Consider the following 16920-nt stretch of genomic DNA (forward strand, 5'->3'; position numbering starts at 1 on the left):
TTATATTTGGAATCTTACGAACATTCAATTATGGAAACCCAAAAATATTCTCCAAAAAACAAAATCCGTATCGTTACCGCCGCCGCATTATTCGACGGACACGATGCTGCCATCAATATTATGCGCCGCGTAATCCAAGGAACCGGCGTGGAAGTGATTCACCTCGGACATGACAAATCTGCTGAAGAAGTTGTAAACTGCGCGGTTCAGGAAGACGCCAATGCAATCGCCTTAACTTCTTATCAGGGCGGTCACAACGAATACTTTAAATATATCTATGATCTCCTGAAAGAGAAAAACGCTTCTCACATCAAGATTTTTGGTGGCGGAGGCGGCGTTATTTTGCCTGAAGAAATCAAAGATTTGATGGATTATGGCGTAACCAGAATTTATTCTCCTGATGACGGCCGCGAACTCGGTTTGCAGGGAATGATCGATGATTTGGTGCAGAAATCTGATTTTCCAACAGGAGAAAAAATTACAGTTCAAGATTTAGATAAAATTAAATTTGAAGATTCAAAATCAATTGCTGAAGTCATTTCCGCAGTAGAAAATTTCTCCGAAACTAAACCGGATTTAGTGAAGGAAATCGACGAGAGAGCAAAAAATTCGACCATTCCGATTATCGGGATTACCGGAACCGGCGGCGCAGGAAAATCTTCCTTAACCGACGAATTGGTTAGAAGATTTTTACGCTCCAATCCAGACAAAAAAATCGCCATCATTTCCATCGATCCTTCCAAGAAGAAAACCGGTGGAGCACTTTTGGGAGATAGAATTCGCATGAATTCGATTAATGATCCGCGCGTTTATATGCGTTCTATGGCAACTCGGGAGAACAACGTTTCCGTGTCGCCGCACATTCATTCTGCATTAAATATTTTAAAAATCGCAAAACCCGATGTCATCGTTCTCGAAACATCCGGAATTGGACAGTCCGGTTCGGAAATTACCGATATTGCCGATGTTTCCATGTATGTTATGACCCCGGAATATGGTGCTTCAACCCAATTGGAGAAAATCGATATGCTTGATTATGCAGATTTGGTTGCGTTAAATAAATCCGACAAACGCGGTGCTTTGGATGCACTGCAAGCGGTGAAAAAGCAGTTTCAGAGAAATCATCTGCTGTTCGAGCAGCCTTTAGACGAAATGCCTGTATATTCTACAAAAGCCAGCCAATTCAACGATTGGGGAACTACGGAACTTTTTAATGAACTGATTAAAAAAGTAAATGAAAAGTTTGAGGGCCTTAATTTAAGCGGCTATGTAGAGCAAAATGTGTCCGATGACACCACCATTATTCCTCCAAAAAGAGTGCGTTATCTGTCTGAAATTGTAGAAACCAACAGAAATTACGATAAAGAGGTAGAAAATCAGGTGCTTATCGCCAGGAAAATGTACCTCCTTGATGGTTCCAGGGTGCTTATTGAGGACGATCAGCATACCCGTGACAAACTGGAAAAGGTTTTTCTGAAAACAAAAAAAGAACTTACTGAAGAAAATGCTGCTTTTCTGCAAGGCTGGCATCATTTCAAAGAAGAACTGCAGGCAGATACTTATTCATACTTCGTTCGCGGTAAAGAAATTAAGGTGCAAACAAAATCAGAATCGCTTTCAGGACTTAAGATTCCGAAAATTGCTTTGCCGAAATTCCAGGATTGGGGCGATTTAATTCGTTGGAAAGGGCAGGAAAATGTTCCCGGAGCATTTCCTTTCACCGCGGGAATTTATCCTTTCAAAAGAACCGGTGAAGATCCCACAAGGATGTTTGCCGGAGAAGGCGGTCCCGAAAGAACCAACCGAAGATTTCATTACGTTTCCGCGGAAATGGACGCGAAAAGACTTTCTACAGCGTTCGATTCGGTGACGCTGTACGGTCAGGATCCTGCGTTTCCGCCTGATATTTATGGGAAAATCGGGAATGCCGGCGTTTCGATTGCCACTTTGGATGATGCCAAAAAATTGTATTCGGGCTTCGATTTGGTAAATGCTATGACTTCCGTATCGATGACGATTAATGGTCCCGCGCCAATGCTGCTCGCGTTTTTCATGAATGCAGCTATCGATCAGAATGTTGAAAAATACATCGATGAAAATAATCTTTGGGATAAAGTTGAAGCCAGATTAAAGCAAAAATTTGATGACAAAGGATTAAAAAGACCAACATACAGCGGCGAACTTCCGCCTTCCAATAATGGTTTAGGTTTGAAATTATTAGGACTTACCGGCGACGAAATTTTAGATGCGGAAACTTATGCTAAAATTAAAGCTGAAACTATCGCAACGGTTCGTGGAACAGTTCAGGCAGATATTTTGAAGGAAGATCAGGCGCAAAATACTTGTATCTTCTCTACCGAATTTGCATTGAGATTGATGGGCGACGTTCAGGAATATTTCATTAAAGAAAAAGTGAGGAATTTTTATTCGGTTTCGATTTCCGGTTATCACATTGCTGAAGCGGGTGCTAATCCGATTTCTCAATTGGCATTTACCTTGGCAAACGGCTTTACTTATGTGGAATATTATCTTTCACGAGGAATGGATATTAACGATTTTGCTCCGAATTTATCCTTTTTCTTCTCGAACGGAATCGATCCGGAATATGCGGTAATCGGGCGTGTTGCGCGTAGAATTTGGGCAAAAGCAATGCGTGAGAAATACAATGCCAACGAAAGAAGCCAGATGTTGAAATACCATATCCAAACTTCCGGGCGTTCGCTTCACGCGCAGGAAATCGATTTTAATGATATTAGAACTACTTTGCAGGCGCTTTATGCGATCTACGACAACTGCAACTCGCTGCACACCAATGCTTATGATGAAGCGATCACCACACCAACCGAGGAATCGGTGAGAAGAGCGATGGCAATTCAGTTGATCATCAACAAGGAACTCGGTTTGGCGAAAAACGAAAATCCGTTGCAAGGTTCATTTATCATTGAAGAACTCACGGACTTGGTTGAAGAAGCTGTTTACGCAGAATTCGACAGAATTACCGAAAGAGGCGGTGTTCTCGGCGCAATGGAAACCATGTACCAGCGATCCAAAATTCAGGAAGAATCCATGCATTACGAATGGCTGAAACATACCGGCGAATATCCAATTATCGGGGTGAATACCTTCCTTGGCAAAGATGGTTCACCAACGGTTTTACCGGGTGAAGTAATCCGTTCAACAGAAGAAGAGAAGCAACTGCAGATCAAAAATCTGGAAAATTATCAGAACGCAAATGCCGCAAACACTGAAAATGCTCTAAAACAACTGCAGCACGGAGCCATTAATCAGGAGAATCTTTTTGAACTGATGATGGAAGCGGTAAAATACTGCTCTTTAGGTCAGATTACGAACGCTCTGTTTGAAGTCGGCGGGATGTACAGGAGGAATATGTAATTTTAACTGCTTATAAATTTAAAAGCCGTGTTAAAAGTTAATGCTTGACACGGTTTTTGCTTTCCATAGAATTCTGTCACTCAAACTTCAAATATGTCATCAAAAATTTATCCCGGTGGTCTTCTCGTTTTATTTTTAATTTTATTTTCCTGCAAATCTGATCCGGTAAAAATTGCTGCCACCGCCGCCCAGGAGCGGAATATCATTATTGACAGCACCATTACCGCTTTCCAGAAAAAATTACTGGCGCAGCAAATCGATTCTGTGTTTTCGAAGACGAAATTTAACGGCAGTATTTCTGTATTTCGAAACGGTGAAAAACTTTATGAAAAACAAAATGGGTTTGAGGATTTTAAAACGAAAGCTAAACTTGACAGCAATTCGGTTTTTGCGATTGGTTCGGTTAGCAAGCAGTTTACAGCCGTGATGATCTTAATGCTGGAAGATGAAGGAAAGCTAAATACCGGAGACCGGGTTTCTGAATTTTTGCCAGAATTTCAGAATAAACAGTTTGAAAATATCACGGTTCATCAGTTGCTAAACCACACTTCGGGAATCAGTGATTTTGGGAGCGGACTTCAGTCGAAACCCGGTGAAAGTTTTAACTATTCCAACAATGGATATCGGTTTTTGGGAGAAATTGTAGCCAGGGTTTCAGAAAAAACTTTCGATCAGTATGCAAAAGAACTTTTTGAAAGGATAGGAATGATGCATGCTTCCACGGCAAATTCATTTGAAGGCAACCATCTGGCTGGAGCGTATCTGGGAAATGCTGTACGATTTGAAAAAATTGCAAATATGCCAAAAAGGTTAGCTTCAAAAGAAATATCTGTCGCAGCCGGCGGCATTTTATCAACGGCTTCAGATCTGCACCGGTGGAATGCCGCACTTTTCGGCGGAAAAATCCTTAAACCAGCAACGCTCGAAAAATTAAAAACTAAATCCTCAGAAACCGCTCATCCAATTTTGGGGAAAGTAGGCTACGGGTACGGAATCATGATGGATGAAGGGAAATTAGAGTCTTATTTTCATTCCGGATATGTGAAAGGTTCGCCGTCGCTCAATATTTATTATCCGAAAACCAAAACTTCGGTGGTGATTTTATCGAATATTGCAGATGAATCGAAAGGAAAAAATGCGATTTTTCACCCTCATAAAGATGTTAAAAGAATCATCGATGCCATTGAAAATGCCGTTTCAGAACTAAAATAATCAGCTAAGTGTTTTCCTGAGTTCATCCAGAAATCCTGCGAATCTTTCAGGCGTTTTTCTGTTTTCAAAGCCGGGAATGAACTGATGTTTTTCAAGAATCTTCTCTGTTGATATTCCGGCCAGCATATTACCGTAAACAAACTCATTGGAAGCTTCCAGAAAATTTGCCATTTCTTTTAAATTCGATTTGTTGCCTGTTGTAAATTCCGGTTTATTGCCGTGGCCGAAGATAAAAACCGTATCATTATCAAATGTCGACTGCGCGTTTTCGAGAATTTTAATCCAGTTCCGTGAATCTGAACCATCCGCTGTTCGGTAAACAGGAATCATGTTGGTAAACATCAGATCGCCCATATGTACAACATTATCATTTTCAAAATGATACATAACGTCGCCGAAAGTATGTCCGTTCCCGAAATGGTAACCGGTGATTTTCTGGTTTCCTAAATCAATTTTGTAACGGTCTTCGAAAAGAATGCTGGCGTAATGCTGCTCGGCGAGTTTGTTGCTTTTTTCTGCCGCCAGGCGCTGAAGTTCCGGTACTCTTTTATGGGCAATTATTTTGGTGTTTGAATCTTTAAAAGCAATATTTCCTGAAGTATGATCGCCGTGATGATGGGTGTTACAGAGGTAAAGAACAGGTTTTCCTATAACAGAAATTCCGTCTAAAACAGGTTGGATGGAATCCGGAAACTGAGAATCGATCACCACAAATCCGTCTTTGGTTTCAAAAATGCCCACCGTTCCGCCTTTATTGGTATATCTGCTCACGTTGCCAACAACTTTTGCGAGGTTTCCTGCACTTAACTTCACGGGTTCTAACAACTGTTGACTTACAATTTTTGATGAACTGCAGCTTAACACACTCGGCACAAAAGCCAATCCTAAGCCTGCTGCGAATGTGGTAGCGAGAAATTCTTTTCGGTTCATTTTGTATATTTTTATTAAAATTAAACATTTTTCATCAACCGTGCGGAAGAAATTAAATCGCTTTTAAGTTGCGATGATTTGTTTAAATTTGCGGCAATGCAAAGCGAAAAAATTATTTTAGGAATTGATCCGGGAACAACCATTATGGGTTTCGGGCTGATTTCTGTGGTGAAAGGAAAAATGGAAATGATTTCCATTCACGAACTTATTCTTAAAAAATATCCAAATCACGAAACCAAACTGAAGGTTATTTTCGATAAAACTTTAGCGCTGATCGATGAGTTTCATCCTGATGAAGTGGCTCTGGAAGCTCCCTTTTTCGGGAAAAATGTACAAAGTATGCTGAAGCTTGGCCGCGCGCAGGGGGTTGCAATGGCCGCATCGCTGCACCGTGACATTCCGATCACCGAATATTCGCCGAAGAAAATAAAAATGGCCATCACCGGAAACGGAAATGCGAGTAAAGAACAGGTTGCAGGTATGCTGCAGAACCTCCTGAATTTAAAAGAATTTCCGACCAAATATCTTGATGCTTCCGATGGACTGGCGGTGGCGGTATGTCATCATTTCAACTCGGGAAATGCGGTTTCTGAGAAAAGTTATTCCGGTTGGGAAAGTTTCCTGAAACAGAATCCGGATCGTTTGAAATAAAAAAATCTCCTTCAAAAATTTTGAAAGAGATTTTTTATCATTTTACTGCTGTTCTAAGGTTGCCAAAAAGACCATTGTGTACCGTTGAAAACTGCCAGTATTTTGTTTTCGGAATCGTAAACCATCATTCCTGCTGCAGGATTTTTAATGTTTAAATGTGGCGACGCTACCTTAGGTAAAATCATTGCTTTATTAGGATCTGAAAGGATAAGAATCCCCGGAACCTGTGCCTGTGGAACCGTTGTTGGGCCTATGATCGCTTTTGTGTTGGGGTTTTCTTGAAATGCTAAAAGTGTATTGACAAATCCGTTGGTTTTATTAGCATTTCCTGTTAGGTTTTGCCACGCTCCGTTACCCAGTTTCAGTTTCATAATGCGATCCTTGTAATCCATGATTAAAGTTCCCGGAACAGCGTTTAAAGCTTCGGATTCTTCCACATACGGTAGAATAATACCTCGCTCTTGTGATCCGAATTCTACTGAAACTGATGAATTGGTAACCTCTGTTTTAGTTCCAGGGTTAATAATTACCTGTGCGAAAACTATGGTAGAAAATAAAAATGCTGATAGAGTGAAAAATGTTTTCATATCTTATTTAAAATTAAAAAGGTGGGCAGGTTGGGGTAGTGAAGGTATGCCAGGCCGGTGTGGTATCACCTGATTTCACGGTGTAAATTTTCGGTTGCCCATCGCTCATGTCAAAGATTAACATTCCTTCCACCGGGATTAGGATTGCCCCCGTATTTTCAACTCTGTTGATAACGAAGCCCTTGTGTCGGGACTCCAGAGCGATATGTCCTCCCTGCACTTTTTCGGGCCAGAAATCGGTCGGCGTACCTGATGTTGCTCCTGCACTTCCCAATGCAGTAATGCCTAGTTTTGTTGGGTACTTATTTACAGTATCAATCACGGGATCTTTATAACAAGCACAATTGATAGAGCCTGCGGGGCTTACTTCTAGCGTAATTGACCTGGTAGAAGATATTAGATGCGAAGTAGGAGAGTCATCAAAAGGATAAGATACCGTGAGGGAATAAGTATATATGCCATCAATTGCAAATGGTCCCAAGGAAGGATCAGGAATACTGGCTGCATTTCCTGGGCTTACGAAACTTCCACTAAGGGTAGGGAAATTGTACCCTGCGGGTCCGCTCTCTAGTTTTAATTCGTAAGTAACATTTTTCCCGGGAGGAATAAGTCCGGTATAGTGGGCTGTAAGATTAACAGGAGTTTTGGTATCGCCTACACAAACTTTCAGGGGATAAAGTTGCAGTTGAGCAGCCAAACTTCCTCCATAATTGTTTAGCTGTACAAAGTTGTAGGGTGAACTTGAAGCGCAAACGCCATACTCTGTTTCTACTAAGGTGCCATCGCTGTTATAAAATTTAATCTTCTGGTCGCCGGTACAGGTTATACCCAATTGCTGCAGACCATTGGATCCCAAACCACTTTCGGTACCCAGAGCGTTGTAATCTGTGATGACAATAGAGTTTCCGCTCCTTAACCCAAGTGAAGCGCTAAGTGTTTTGAAGTAGAAAACACCACCAAAAATGTAGATATTCTGATTATCGCCCAATAATTTAAATTCAATTGGGCCATTTTCTAAATTTATTCGTCCCACATCGGGTCCTGAGGAAACAGAAGAAAATACATTCAAAACCGGATTGTTTGCCAGTATATACAGATTACCGAAATAATAAGTTTGGCTTGTATTCACCGTTACTTCAGTACCCTGCGTAATAAATACATTATAATTGCCCTGCGCCGTAGCTGTTGTGCCTACACCAGGTGCAGTTACTGCCGGAACCCAGGCGCAAACTCCGCCGGTACAGGAATAGATTTCCCAGGTGGAGGCAGAGGTCCAGTTACCGGTAATCTTTGAACGGTAATCTCCTTCTACCGGAGGTGGTGCAGATTGAGCGAAAATAAAAATAGTGAATAAAAATAAGGTGAGTTGTATAAGTTTCTGGTATAACTTTCGGTAAGAATAGGTAAAATTTTGGGTCATTGTAAGTTTTAAATTGATCAGTAACTTTTTCGGAAGTTTTTGCATGCATTTTAAGGGGGTTAAAAGGCCTTTTAGACTCCGAGTATTTTTTCCGCGATAAATATATGCATTAATTTGAAATATTATGTTAATCAAATACTAGAAAATTATTGTATTAAATTTAATCGTGGTTAAGATTATAAAAGCCGTTTTTATGATTTTCTACCGGTATTTTCTGTTGGCAAAAAACTCCTTCAACAGCTGTTGAAGGAGAAGTGTGTTCGCAGAAATTATTTTCTAAGGCTTCCAAAATGCCCATTGTGTATCATTGAATAATGCCAGCATTTTCTCAGCGGAATCTTATACAATCATTCCAGCTGGCGGATTCTAAATATTTAGATGTGGAGAAGGTACTTTTGGTAAAATTATCACTTTGTTGGGATCCGAAAGCACAAGAATTCCTGGAACCTGGGCCGGAGTTATTGAAGTTGAACCAATGATCAACTGTGCTGTCGCATTTTCCTGAATAGTGCTGGGTGCACAAAGAATTGAATTGGTAACTTGTGCTGCGCCCGATAAATTTTGCCACGTGCCATTTGCCAGCTTTAATTTAACCCTTTTATCAGCCGGATCCATTATAAATATTCCTGCAACCGCTGTGTTAGCGGCAGATCCTTCAACATAAGACAGTATTAAACCGCGCGCATCATCGCCAAATTCAAGAGAAATTAATGGGTTGCTTACAGACGTTTTGTTACTTAATAACTATTAAATAATTGATAATCAGTAATATTGTTTTGTGTATATCTAATAATTTTTACTTGGCAAAACCTAATACTATTTGTAACAATGCTTCGTTTTCAAAGACCAATTGTATAAAATTATAACAACATTTACTTTAAATCAATGCAAAAAGCACCTCAAAATATAAGTCCTGTAAACCACAAAATGAATTGGTTTCAAAAGTTTCTGCTCGTCTGTTCTGGCGGAAATATTCATATCTTAAGAAAAACGCCCAGCGAATGGAATAAATTTGCAGGCATTGGCGGAATTGTTCTCTTTACGGCAATTTTTGCCACACTATCTGCGGGCTATGCCATGTTTACAGTGTTTGATGATGTCTGGATTTCTATTGCTTTTGCCCTTTTATGGGGACTGATGATTTTTAACTTAGACCGATATATTGTGTCCTCTATCAAAAAAACAGGAACCTGGTGGAATCAGATTTTAATGGCGCTCCCGAGGCTAATTCTCGCCACATTCTTAGGAATTATAATTTCTAAACCTTTAGAACTGAAGATTTTCGAAAAAGAAGTCAATAAGCAGCTGAATACCATCATCCAAAGAAATAAAACCCAGCTTCAGGCGGAGATGAAGAGCCGCATCCTTCAGCAGTCAGGACCATTTGAAACGGAAAAGAAACAGATTTCTGCTAAAATTGAATCATATCAGAAATCATATGACTCTGCCACAGTGGAGCTCGAAAAAGAAATTTTAGGGAAACAAAGTGGCTTAACATCAGGAAAAGTGGGCTTCGGAAGCAATGCCAAACGGAAATCTGAATTGAAAGAACAGCGCCGCCAGGATTTGGAAAATTATCAAAAACAGATCGCACCAAGATTGGAATATTTAGACAAAGAAATCTCTAAAGTTTATACCAATATAGAAACGGAGAGAAACAAAACCGAAACTTTCGAAGATAAATTCAACGGGTTTGCGGCAAGACTGCAGGCGCTTGATGAACTGGGGAAAAACACACCCATTATCGGCATCGCAGCAGCTTTCATCATGGGACTTTTTATCTGTCTGGAGATTTCTCCGGTTTTGGTGAAATTAATTTCGTCAGTGGGTCCTTATGATTATCTTCTGGATAAAACAGAAAATGATTTCCGGCTTTATGCAAAAGAAAAAATCGAAAAAGGAAATGCCGGAACCCACTGGCGGATTGATGATTTTAAAGACAATCTCGGTAAATAATTTTATAGTATTACAAATAAAAATCAATGAGAAAAGCATTTAATGTCTTATTTGTATTGCTTACAATTTCTTGGTGTTTTGGGCAATCTAAAAAAGAATTCAAGCGGCAGGGATTATCCGCGTTGAGCAAAGGAGATTTTGTTACGACAAAAGAAAATTACCTTAAATTATTAGAAAAAGGAGAAAAAACCTGGGAAACTTATACCATTTTGGGCGACTGCGAATTTCATCTGGGAAACTCAGAAGATGCGATTGCCTATTACCGAAAAGCCCAGGAGAAAAACCCCGTATATGCAGGCCTTTATTTACGTATGGGAAATGTTTTGAGGAAGCAAGGAAAGTTTGAGGAAGCAATCATCAATTTCCGGAAGATGACGATTACAGAACCCGAAAATCCACAGATTTACAATATGATTTCCAGTACGTATTTTGAAAATGGCGAATTTCTGGCGGCTTTAGATGCGATTGATATGATGGTGAAATTTGGCGGAGAAAATTTAGATTCAAGCTATGGGCGATCTCTTGCTTATATTAAATTGAACAGAATTCCAGAAGCTTGCATCGAGCTTGAAAAGGCCGATCAATTGGATAAGCAGAATGAACGCCGGGACATTGATGTGATGAAAGCCCTGCATTGCGTTAAATAGTTCTGTATTTCTGGTTCAAAGAAAAATGAATGTCATTAAAGTCGCATTCAAAAATTACTTAAGTTCGTTCACGGTTTTTGCGACCGCGTCCGAATTGATTCCGGAGCCTTCTTCCTGGCTTACCAGTTCGCCGTTTCGGTTGAAAACACTGATGATATTGGAGTGTGAAAACTCGATGGGAGAAATTTTCTTGTATTTCACCGCAAGTACATTGGCAAACTCCCGGGTAGATTCTTCATCACTTCTCAGGAAAATCCACGGTGCGGAATCCATATTTCTTTCTGCTGCGAATTTTTTCAGAACTTCTGGTGTATCGTTCGTGGGATCTATGGAAATAAGAACCAGTGAAGTGTCCTTCAGCTTGTTTTTTTCAATTTTAGCATGAATTTTCTTCATATCGCCCACAAGAATCGGGCACGCCGTTCTGCAGCTGGTGAAAATCATGACCATGACGAGATTCTTTCCTTTCAAATCTTTTAACTGAAGTTCCTCGGCATCCTGATTCTGCCATTTGGAATCCAGTAAAAAGATAGAACTGTTCGCATTTTCTTTATTCTGAGCGGTTTGTTCCGTATTTTCTTTGCACGATAAAATGGTAAGTACCGAAAAAAGGAAGAGCAGTATATTTTTCATCTTATTGAAGGTTTTTGGCGCATCTGAACCCGAGGTTTTCAACGGTATAATTCGCTTTTAAACTCGATCGGAATGCATAGCGCATGAATGAAGCGTAATTTAGCACGTCGGTGGCACTTGTTGCAGCAGATGCGCAGAAAAGTCCCTTGTCATCGTACTCGCCGGTTCTGGAATCACTTGTAGTCATGATCGAATTAAAATCATCCGTCCATTCCCAAACCAGATCGAACATGTTGTAGACACCCCAGTAATTGGGTTTTGAAATTTTTACTTTGTTCCGCTCCCTGAATTTTTCGTTATAAAGATTGATGAGGTGTGCAGAATAATTCGGTTTGTTTCTGGCGTTGGCAGTTTCTTCGTCGGCCATGGCGACATATTCCCATTCATCCATGGTAGGCAGGCGTTTGCCGGCACTTTTTGCATAAGCTTTCGCTGCAAACCAGGAAACAAAAGTTACGGGCGCATCAGGGTCCGCATTTTTTGGTAATGTTTCGTCATTCTGCCAGTCTCTGAGGTAAGTTTCGTCAGCAAAAATGGCTTTTACATTGCTGCGTTTCCACTTGGGGTTTTTCTTTACAAAATCCAGAAATTCCTGGTTGGTAACGGGTCTTTCATCCAGTAAAAAATCCTGAACTTCTACCAGAGCACTGTCGCTTCCATAAAAAGGCTGGTATTTTCCTCCTTTTATAGTAACCATCTTCACATCAGGATTTATTTTTACGTCCTCTGTTTGTGTGATTACTTCTTTGGAGGTGTTTTCTGCAGCCGTTTCTGTGCAGCTTTGTAAAATAAAAAAGAAACCGCTGAAGTAGAGGACTGTTTTTAAAATTGCGTACATAGCAGTTTCTTTTTTATTGATGATTTATAATTATTGAACTTTATTGTAAACCTGCGGATTTTTCTCTCCGGTAACTTTCAGTTTTCCAATTGCACCTTTATTGAATGCGCGGAAGATGGAGTGGTCTACAAGTACATATTCGCCCGGTTCTTCTACTTTAAACTCTACGATTACCGCTCCACCAGCTGGAATTAATGTGGTTTGAACGTTTTCGTTGATTTTGGAGCCACCTTCAACATACACTCTGTCGAAAATTTCGCCGATTACGTGGAAAGATGAAGCAAGGTTTGGTCCTGCGTTTCCTACATAAAGTCTTACGGTTTCACCTACTTTAGCTTCAAGCATTTTGTCGCCCATCAGTGCATTTTTCTTACCGTTGAAGACTACATACGTTGGGTTTTCGTCAACCCCTTTGTCCTGATCGAAGTCCTGAAGACCTTTTTCATCAGTTTTTCCTTTGGTATAGAATTCACTCTGCATGATGTAATATTCGCGGTCAACTTTTGGCAATCCGCCTGCAGGTTCCACTAAAATTAAACCATACATCCCGTTGGCAATGTGCATCGGAACGGGTGCAGCAGCACAGTGATATACATACAGTCCAGGATTAAGGGCTTTGAAATTAAAAATTGCGGTTTTTCCAGGGGCCACATTTGTAGCTTCTGCACCGCCACCAGGACCGTTCACAGCATGAAGGTCGATATTATGAGGCATTACGCTGTTACTTGCGTTTTTCAGGTGAAGTTCTACTTCGTCACCAACGCGGATTCTGATGAAAGTTCCGGGAACTGTACTGTTGAAAGTCCAGAATTTGTAGGTAACGCCATCGGCCAGTTCGCCTTCTTCTTCAGTTGCTTCCAGATGAACAATTACTTTTTTTGCAGCTCTGTCGCCAACGGGTGCCGGAACTGTAGGTGGATTTACTTTCTGCTGGGTTTCAGTTTCTCCGCTTACTTTAATTTCCATGGTGTTCTCGGAAGACTTTGCCGATGAATCTGTCGGGTTCTGTTTGCACGCCTGAAGTGTTAAAAGGGCCAGTGCAAAGGTTGTGAAAATCTGTTTCATTTATAATATTTTTTTTGTTGTTTTTTAATAGGACAAATTTATCCTAATTAAATCATTTCTGAAAATTATGCCTTATGAGTTTTATCATTTTAATCTTCTGAACTAATTTTTCTTGGTTCATTTAGCAAAATCAGTGGGCAGAAAGTTTCAGAATAAGCGGCTCAGTAATCGATTTTTGAGAATAATATTTTGATTCGCATACATTAGAACGCATCGTATAAGATCCTTTGGCTATTTTAAAATGATTTTTGCTGTTTTTCGCAACCGGCAGATTGTAAATTTGATTTTCTTTTACCGCTACCAGCCTTACGATGATATTGCACACCGACAGGTTGTCGATGACAGCAACCGTGTAAGGATCGGCAGGATCTGTATCGTTAAGAAGGTAAGTGAGTACTTCGGCGGTTTTCTTGTTTTTATCGGTTTGGTCTTTTTCCATCAGGTCTGCGAATTCTTTTTTCTCACTGGATTCAGGAGAAACTGAAGGAGCGGAATAGGAGCCGGAATTTGTACGCAATCCGTTGCAGTTAAACAGCAGTAATTGGGTGAGAAATAAAGAGATCGTTTTGAAGTATTTCATGTGACCTAATTTATGAAAATAATTTAAATGTAATATGTAAAGCTCAGTAGGAAAAATTATGATTAGATTAATATGAAATAGGATTATTTATTTTAACTTTGTTAAAAATCACATCAAAATGATTTTTCATCAATAATACACATATTAAACTATTAAAAAAAGAATCATGAAAAAAACTTTACTTACGTTATTGCTGGTATCTTCCGCCATTAATATTAAAGCACAAGCTGAGCCATTTTTAGGACAGATTGCATTTGTTGCATTTAATTTTGCTCCTCAAGGTTGGGCGGAGTGCAATGGACAGTTGTTATCAATCAGCCAGAACACGGCTTTATTCTCCCTTCTTGGAACTATGTATGGCGGAAACGGACAAACTACTTTTGCTTTACCGGATATGCGTGGAAGGGTTATTGTTCATGCGGGAACAGGTAATGGCCTTTCTCCCAAAACACAGGGACAAATTGGCGGAGCGGAAACGCATACATTAATTACGACTGAAATGCCTACGCACAGCCATATTGTAAGAGCAACCAGTGATGAAGGAAATGCAAATTTACCAACTGGAGCTGTACCTGCGAATACAAAAGCGCTGGATAAAGAATACAGCACGGGTACAAATCTGGATGTTACCATGAATCAGCAGATGGTGGGAGTAGCTGGTGGAAGCCAACCACATAACAACATGCAACCTTACCTTTCTTTGAAATGCATTATTGCTACTCAGGGTATTTATCCGTCAAGACCATAAGCTATGAAGAAGATTTTTAGCTTTTTAACAGTAGCAGCGGGTACATTTTTCTTCGCTCAGAGTACCATTAACTTCAATGGGTGTCATAATCTGTTTGAAAATCAGGATTTTATCTTTACCCAAACAGGAGTCAGTACCAATAATAAAAAGATCTACATCACTACTCCCGTAAACGGTGATCAGGAATGTGGAGGGTTGGGTACCTGCGAATTTAAAATAGAGTGGAATACTACGCAGAACCGGTGGGAATTTCTAGCCGATAGTGGTAACGGAGATTTCGTGAACCCTTATCTGATTTATTACAACTCCACAGGCAACAGCAGTGCACTGAACCCGCCCAGTAATACTGTAGGAACGTGGGTTGAAAATGTTGCCATCACTGAAGGCGCCTGTGGTGGAAATCTTACTGATACCAACTCAACAATTAGTGGAGATGTACATACTTCTATACTCGGAGCAACAGCAGTAAAAAAAGGGAAAATACAGATGTTTCCGAATCCGGTTTCGGATTTTATGACTATTACTGGTGTTTCGAATGCAAGTTCGCTTCAGATCTTCAATTCTGGAGGACAGCTTGTGAAATCTTTAGATTTTACCACCAAACTTAATTTAAGTAGTTTGAAATCTGGACTTTATATTCTGAAGGTTATTTCATCAGATTCTACCACTACCGAACTGAAATTTATTAAAAAGTAATTTTTAAATCATTTATTAAAAAGGCGGCCACAGGATTCTGTGGCCGCCTTTTGTATGTTTTTAATGTTCCTAAAGCGAATAATTCGGAGCTTCCTGAGTAATAATAACATCATGAGGGTGCGATTCTTTCAAACCGCTTCCGGTGATCATGACCATTTTACCGTCTTTCTGTAAAGTGTCGATGTCTTTTGTCCCGCAATAGCCCATACCAGCGCGGATTCCGCCGGTCAATTGGAAAACAACTTCTTCTAATTTTCCTTTGTGAGGAACTCGGCCTTCAATCCCTTCTGGAACGAATTTTTTGGCTTCACTTTGGAAATATCTTTCTTTGCCGCCACGTCTCATGGCAGAAAGAGAACCCATTCCCTGATAGGCTTTGAATTTTCTTCCCTGGAAAATAATTTCTTCTCCCGGAGCTTCATCAGTACCCGCAAGAAGGGAACCGAGCATCACAGCATTTGCACCGGAAGCCAAGGCTTTCACGATATCTCCGGAAAGTTTGATTCCACCATCTGCGATCACGGCTACATTTTGTGTCTTAGCATATTCAAAAACATTATAAATAGCAGAAAGTTGAGGAACACCCACTCCGGCAACAACTCTTGTGGTACAGATTGAGCCAGGACCAACACCTACTTTCAGCACATTTGCTCCAGCTTCGATGAGGTCTTTTGCAGCGTCTGCAGTCACGATATTTCCACCTACAATATCCAGATCTGGGAAACCAGTACGGATTTCTTTAATTTTATCTAAAACTCCTTTCGAATGGCCATGAGCAGAATCAACTGCGATAATGTCGACACCGGCTTTTACCAATGCTGCAACACGATCCATGGTATCTTCGCCAACACCAACGCCTGCTCCAACGATGAGGCGACCGTTTTGGTCTTTATTGGCATTGGGATATTCCAATTGATTGTCGATATCTTTAATGGTGATTAAACCCACCAATTTGAATTCTTTGTCCACAATTGGAAGTTTTTCCACTCGGTTTTGAAGAAGAATCGCTTTAGCTTGTTCGAGATTGGTTTCTTTGTCGGAAGTGATGAGTTGTTCTTTGGTCATCAGTTCTTCCACCTTTGCATCGAGGTTTTCCTGGTATTTTACATCTCTGTTGGTGATGATTCCGATAAGTTTGTTATCAGCATCAACCACGGGCAGTCCGGAAATTTTGAAATTAGCCATCATTTCTTTTGCCTGAGCTAAAGTATGATCTTTGGATAAAGTCACCGGATCGGAAATCATTCCGTTTTCTGAACGTTTTACGCGGTAAACTTGCGCGGCTTGTTCGGCAATTGGCATGTTTTTGTGAATGAAACCAATTCCGCCAACTCTCGCCATTGCAATGGCCATTTCGGCTTCGGTAACCGTATCCATCGCAGCGGAAACGATTGGCGCATTGAGCGTAATTTTATCGGAAAGTCTTGATTTAAGGGAAACCTGATTAGGCAGAACTTCTGAGTAAGAAGGGATAAGTAGAACGTCATCGAAAGTGATGGCCGTTTCTACGATTTTGTTGTGAATAGACATCTTTACTTTCTGTGCAAAATTAATCTTTTTTTAT

General features: G+C 40.4%; 15 protein-coding genes and 1 pseudogene. 7 read left to right on the forward strand and 9 right to left on the reverse strand.

Annotated features, from left to right (window positions below):
* The first annotated feature begins 30 nt into the window (after nt 1–30).
* Complete coding sequence (locus tag OK344_RS11865; RefSeq protein WP_265144974.1) at nt 31–3393, forward strand: methylmalonyl-CoA mutase family protein; 3363 nt, start codon at nt 31–33, stop codon at nt 3391–3393.
* Between the two features lie 93 nt (nt 3394–3486).
* On the forward strand, nt 3487–4605 hold the full coding sequence (locus OK344_RS11870) for a serine hydrolase domain-containing protein (RefSeq protein ID WP_265144975.1): 1119 nt from the start codon (nt 3487–3489) through the stop codon (nt 4603–4605).
* On the opposite strand, the gene OK344_RS11875 is transcribed toward OK344_RS11870, so the two are convergent.
* Nucleotides 4606–5535: an MBL fold metallo-hydrolase gene (locus tag OK344_RS11875; protein ID WP_265144976.1), complete on the reverse strand. Its 930-nt coding sequence runs from the start codon at nt 5533–5535 to the stop codon at nt 4606–4608.
* 96 nt (nt 5536–5631) lie between these two features.
* On the opposite strand from OK344_RS11875, the gene ruvC reads away from it, so the two are divergent.
* Entirely contained in the window at nt 5632–6186 is a 555-nt protein-coding gene (gene ruvC / locus OK344_RS11880; protein ID WP_265144977.1) for a crossover junction endodeoxyribonuclease RuvC, read from the forward strand.
* Between the two features lie 53 nt (nt 6187–6239).
* Here ruvC and OK344_RS11885 read toward each other — a convergent pair whose 3' ends face one another.
* The 3 genes from OK344_RS11885 to OK344_RS11895 form a co-directional block, all read right to left on the reverse strand.
* Nucleotides 6240–6773: a phage tail-like protein gene (locus tag OK344_RS11885; protein WP_265144978.1), complete on the reverse strand. Its 534-nt coding sequence runs from the start codon at nt 6771–6773 to the stop codon at nt 6240–6242.
* Between the two features lie 13 nt (nt 6774–6786).
* Entirely contained in the window at nt 6787–8193 is a 1407-nt protein-coding gene (locus OK344_RS11890; RefSeq protein ID WP_265144979.1) for a hypothetical protein, read from the reverse strand.
* A 366-nt stretch (nt 8194–8559) separates the two neighbouring features.
* On the reverse strand, nt 8560–8808 hold the full coding sequence (locus tag OK344_RS11895) for a hypothetical protein (protein ID WP_265144980.1): 249 nt from the start codon (nt 8806–8808) through the stop codon (nt 8560–8562).
* A gap of 270 nt (nt 8809–9078) precedes the next feature.
* Between OK344_RS11895 and OK344_RS11900 the strand changes: the two genes are divergently transcribed.
* Both OK344_RS11900 and OK344_RS11905 read left to right on the forward strand, forming a co-directional pair.
* On the forward strand, nt 9079–10149 hold the full coding sequence (locus tag OK344_RS11900) for a DUF4407 domain-containing protein (protein ID WP_265144981.1): 1071 nt from the start codon (nt 9079–9081) through the stop codon (nt 10147–10149).
* Between the two features lie 26 nt (nt 10150–10175).
* Nucleotides 10176–10796, forward strand: coding sequence for a tetratricopeptide repeat protein (locus OK344_RS11905; RefSeq protein ID WP_265144982.1), 621 nt, complete (start codon nt 10176–10178; stop codon nt 10794–10796).
* 54 nt (nt 10797–10850) lie between these two features.
* Here the strand turns inward: OK344_RS11905 and OK344_RS11910 are convergent, their stop codons facing one another.
* The 4 genes and pseudogenes from OK344_RS11910 to OK344_RS11925 all read right to left on the reverse strand — a co-directional run bounded on the left by OK344_RS11910 (nt 10851) and on the right by OK344_RS11925 (nt 13912).
* Nucleotides 10851–11429 (reverse strand): SCO family protein, encoded by a 579-nt coding sequence (locus OK344_RS11910; protein ID WP_265144983.1) that lies wholly within the window; start codon nt 11427–11429, stop codon nt 10851–10853.
* Nucleotide 11430: 1 nt separating this feature from the next.
* On the reverse strand, nt 11431–12267 hold the full coding sequence (locus OK344_RS11915; RefSeq protein ID WP_265144984.1) for a formylglycine-generating enzyme family protein: 837 nt from the start codon (nt 12265–12267) through the stop codon (nt 11431–11433).
* 45 nt (nt 12268–12312) lie between these two features.
* Nucleotides 12313–13332 (reverse strand): annotated as a pseudogene (nirK, locus tag OK344_RS11920) (copper-containing nitrite reductase); the annotation flags it as partial.
* A gap of 130 nt (nt 13333–13462) precedes the next feature.
* Entirely contained in the window at nt 13463–13912 is a 450-nt protein-coding gene (locus tag OK344_RS11925) for a DUF6759 domain-containing protein (RefSeq protein ID WP_265144985.1), read from the reverse strand.
* 166 nt (nt 13913–14078) lie between these two features.
* On the opposite strand from OK344_RS11925, the gene OK344_RS11930 reads away from it, so the two are divergent.
* Together OK344_RS11930 and OK344_RS11935 are read left to right on the forward strand one after the other, a co-directional pair.
* Nucleotides 14079–14660 carry a phage tail protein gene (locus tag OK344_RS11930; RefSeq protein ID WP_088469689.1) on the forward strand — a complete coding sequence of 194 codons (582 nt, stop codon included), beginning with the start codon at nt 14079–14081 and terminating at the stop codon, nt 14658–14660.
* Nucleotides 14661–14663: 3 nt separating this feature from the next.
* Entirely contained in the window at nt 14664–15356 is a 693-nt protein-coding gene (locus OK344_RS11935; protein WP_265144986.1) for a T9SS type A sorting domain-containing protein, read from the forward strand.
* A 69-nt stretch (nt 15357–15425) separates the two neighbouring features.
* Here the strand turns inward: OK344_RS11935 and guaB are convergent, their stop codons facing one another.
* Nucleotides 15426–16886 (reverse strand): IMP dehydrogenase, encoded by a 1461-nt coding sequence (gene guaB / locus OK344_RS11940; protein ID WP_265144988.1) that lies wholly within the window; start codon nt 16884–16886, stop codon nt 15426–15428.
* Between the last annotated feature and the right edge of the window lie 34 nt (nt 16887–16920).

The organism is Kaistella yananensis (assembly GCF_026107505.2).
Taxonomy (GTDB): domain Bacteria; phylum Bacteroidota; class Bacteroidia; order Flavobacteriales; family Weeksellaceae; genus Kaistella; species Kaistella yananensis.

What these genes read in the sequence shown, in the direction of transcription:
- OK344_RS11865 (WP_265144974.1), top strand. Translation starts at nt 31, where the DNA reads ATGGAAACCCAAAAATATTCTCCAAAAAACAAAATCCGTATCGTTACC.
- OK344_RS11870 (WP_265144975.1), top strand. Translation starts at nt 3,487, where the DNA reads ATGTCATCAAAAATTTATCCCGGTGGTCTTCTCGTTTTATTTTTAATT.
- OK344_RS11875 (WP_265144976.1), bottom strand. Translation starts at nt 5,535, where the DNA reads ATGAACCGAAAAGAATTTCTCGCTACCACATTCGCAGCAGGCTTAGGA.
- ruvC (WP_265144977.1), top strand. Translation starts at nt 5,632, where the DNA reads ATGCAAAGCGAAAAAATTATTTTAGGAATTGATCCGGGAACAACCATT.
- OK344_RS11885 (WP_265144978.1), bottom strand. Translation starts at nt 6,773, where the DNA reads ATGAAAACATTTTTCACTCTATCAGCATTTTTATTTTCTACCATAGTT.
- OK344_RS11890 (WP_265144979.1), bottom strand. Translation starts at nt 8,193, where the DNA reads ATGACCCAAAATTTTACCTATTCTTACCGAAAGTTATACCAGAAACTT.
- OK344_RS11895 (WP_265144980.1), bottom strand. Translation starts at nt 8,808, where the DNA reads ATGGATCCGGCTGATAAAAGGGTTAAATTAAAGCTGGCAAATGGCACG.
- OK344_RS11900 (WP_265144981.1), top strand. Translation starts at nt 9,079, where the DNA reads ATGCAAAAAGCACCTCAAAATATAAGTCCTGTAAACCACAAAATGAAT.
- OK344_RS11905 (WP_265144982.1), top strand. Translation starts at nt 10,176, where the DNA reads ATGAGAAAAGCATTTAATGTCTTATTTGTATTGCTTACAATTTCTTGG.
- OK344_RS11910 (WP_265144983.1), bottom strand. Translation starts at nt 11,429, where the DNA reads ATGAAAAATATACTGCTCTTCCTTTTTTCGGTACTTACCATTTTATCG.
- OK344_RS11915 (WP_265144984.1), bottom strand. Translation starts at nt 12,267, where the DNA reads ATGTACGCAATTTTAAAAACAGTCCTCTACTTCAGCGGTTTCTTTTTT.
- OK344_RS11925 (WP_265144985.1), bottom strand. Translation starts at nt 13,912, where the DNA reads ATGAAATACTTCAAAACGATCTCTTTATTTCTCACCCAATTACTGCTG.
- OK344_RS11930 (WP_088469689.1), top strand. Translation starts at nt 14,079, where the DNA reads ATGAAAAAAACTTTACTTACGTTATTGCTGGTATCTTCCGCCATTAAT.
- OK344_RS11935 (WP_265144986.1), top strand. Translation starts at nt 14,664, where the DNA reads ATGAAGAAGATTTTTAGCTTTTTAACAGTAGCAGCGGGTACATTTTTC.
- guaB (WP_265144988.1), bottom strand. Translation starts at nt 16,886, where the DNA reads ATGTCTATTCACAACAAAATCGTAGAAACGGCCATCACTTTCGATGAC.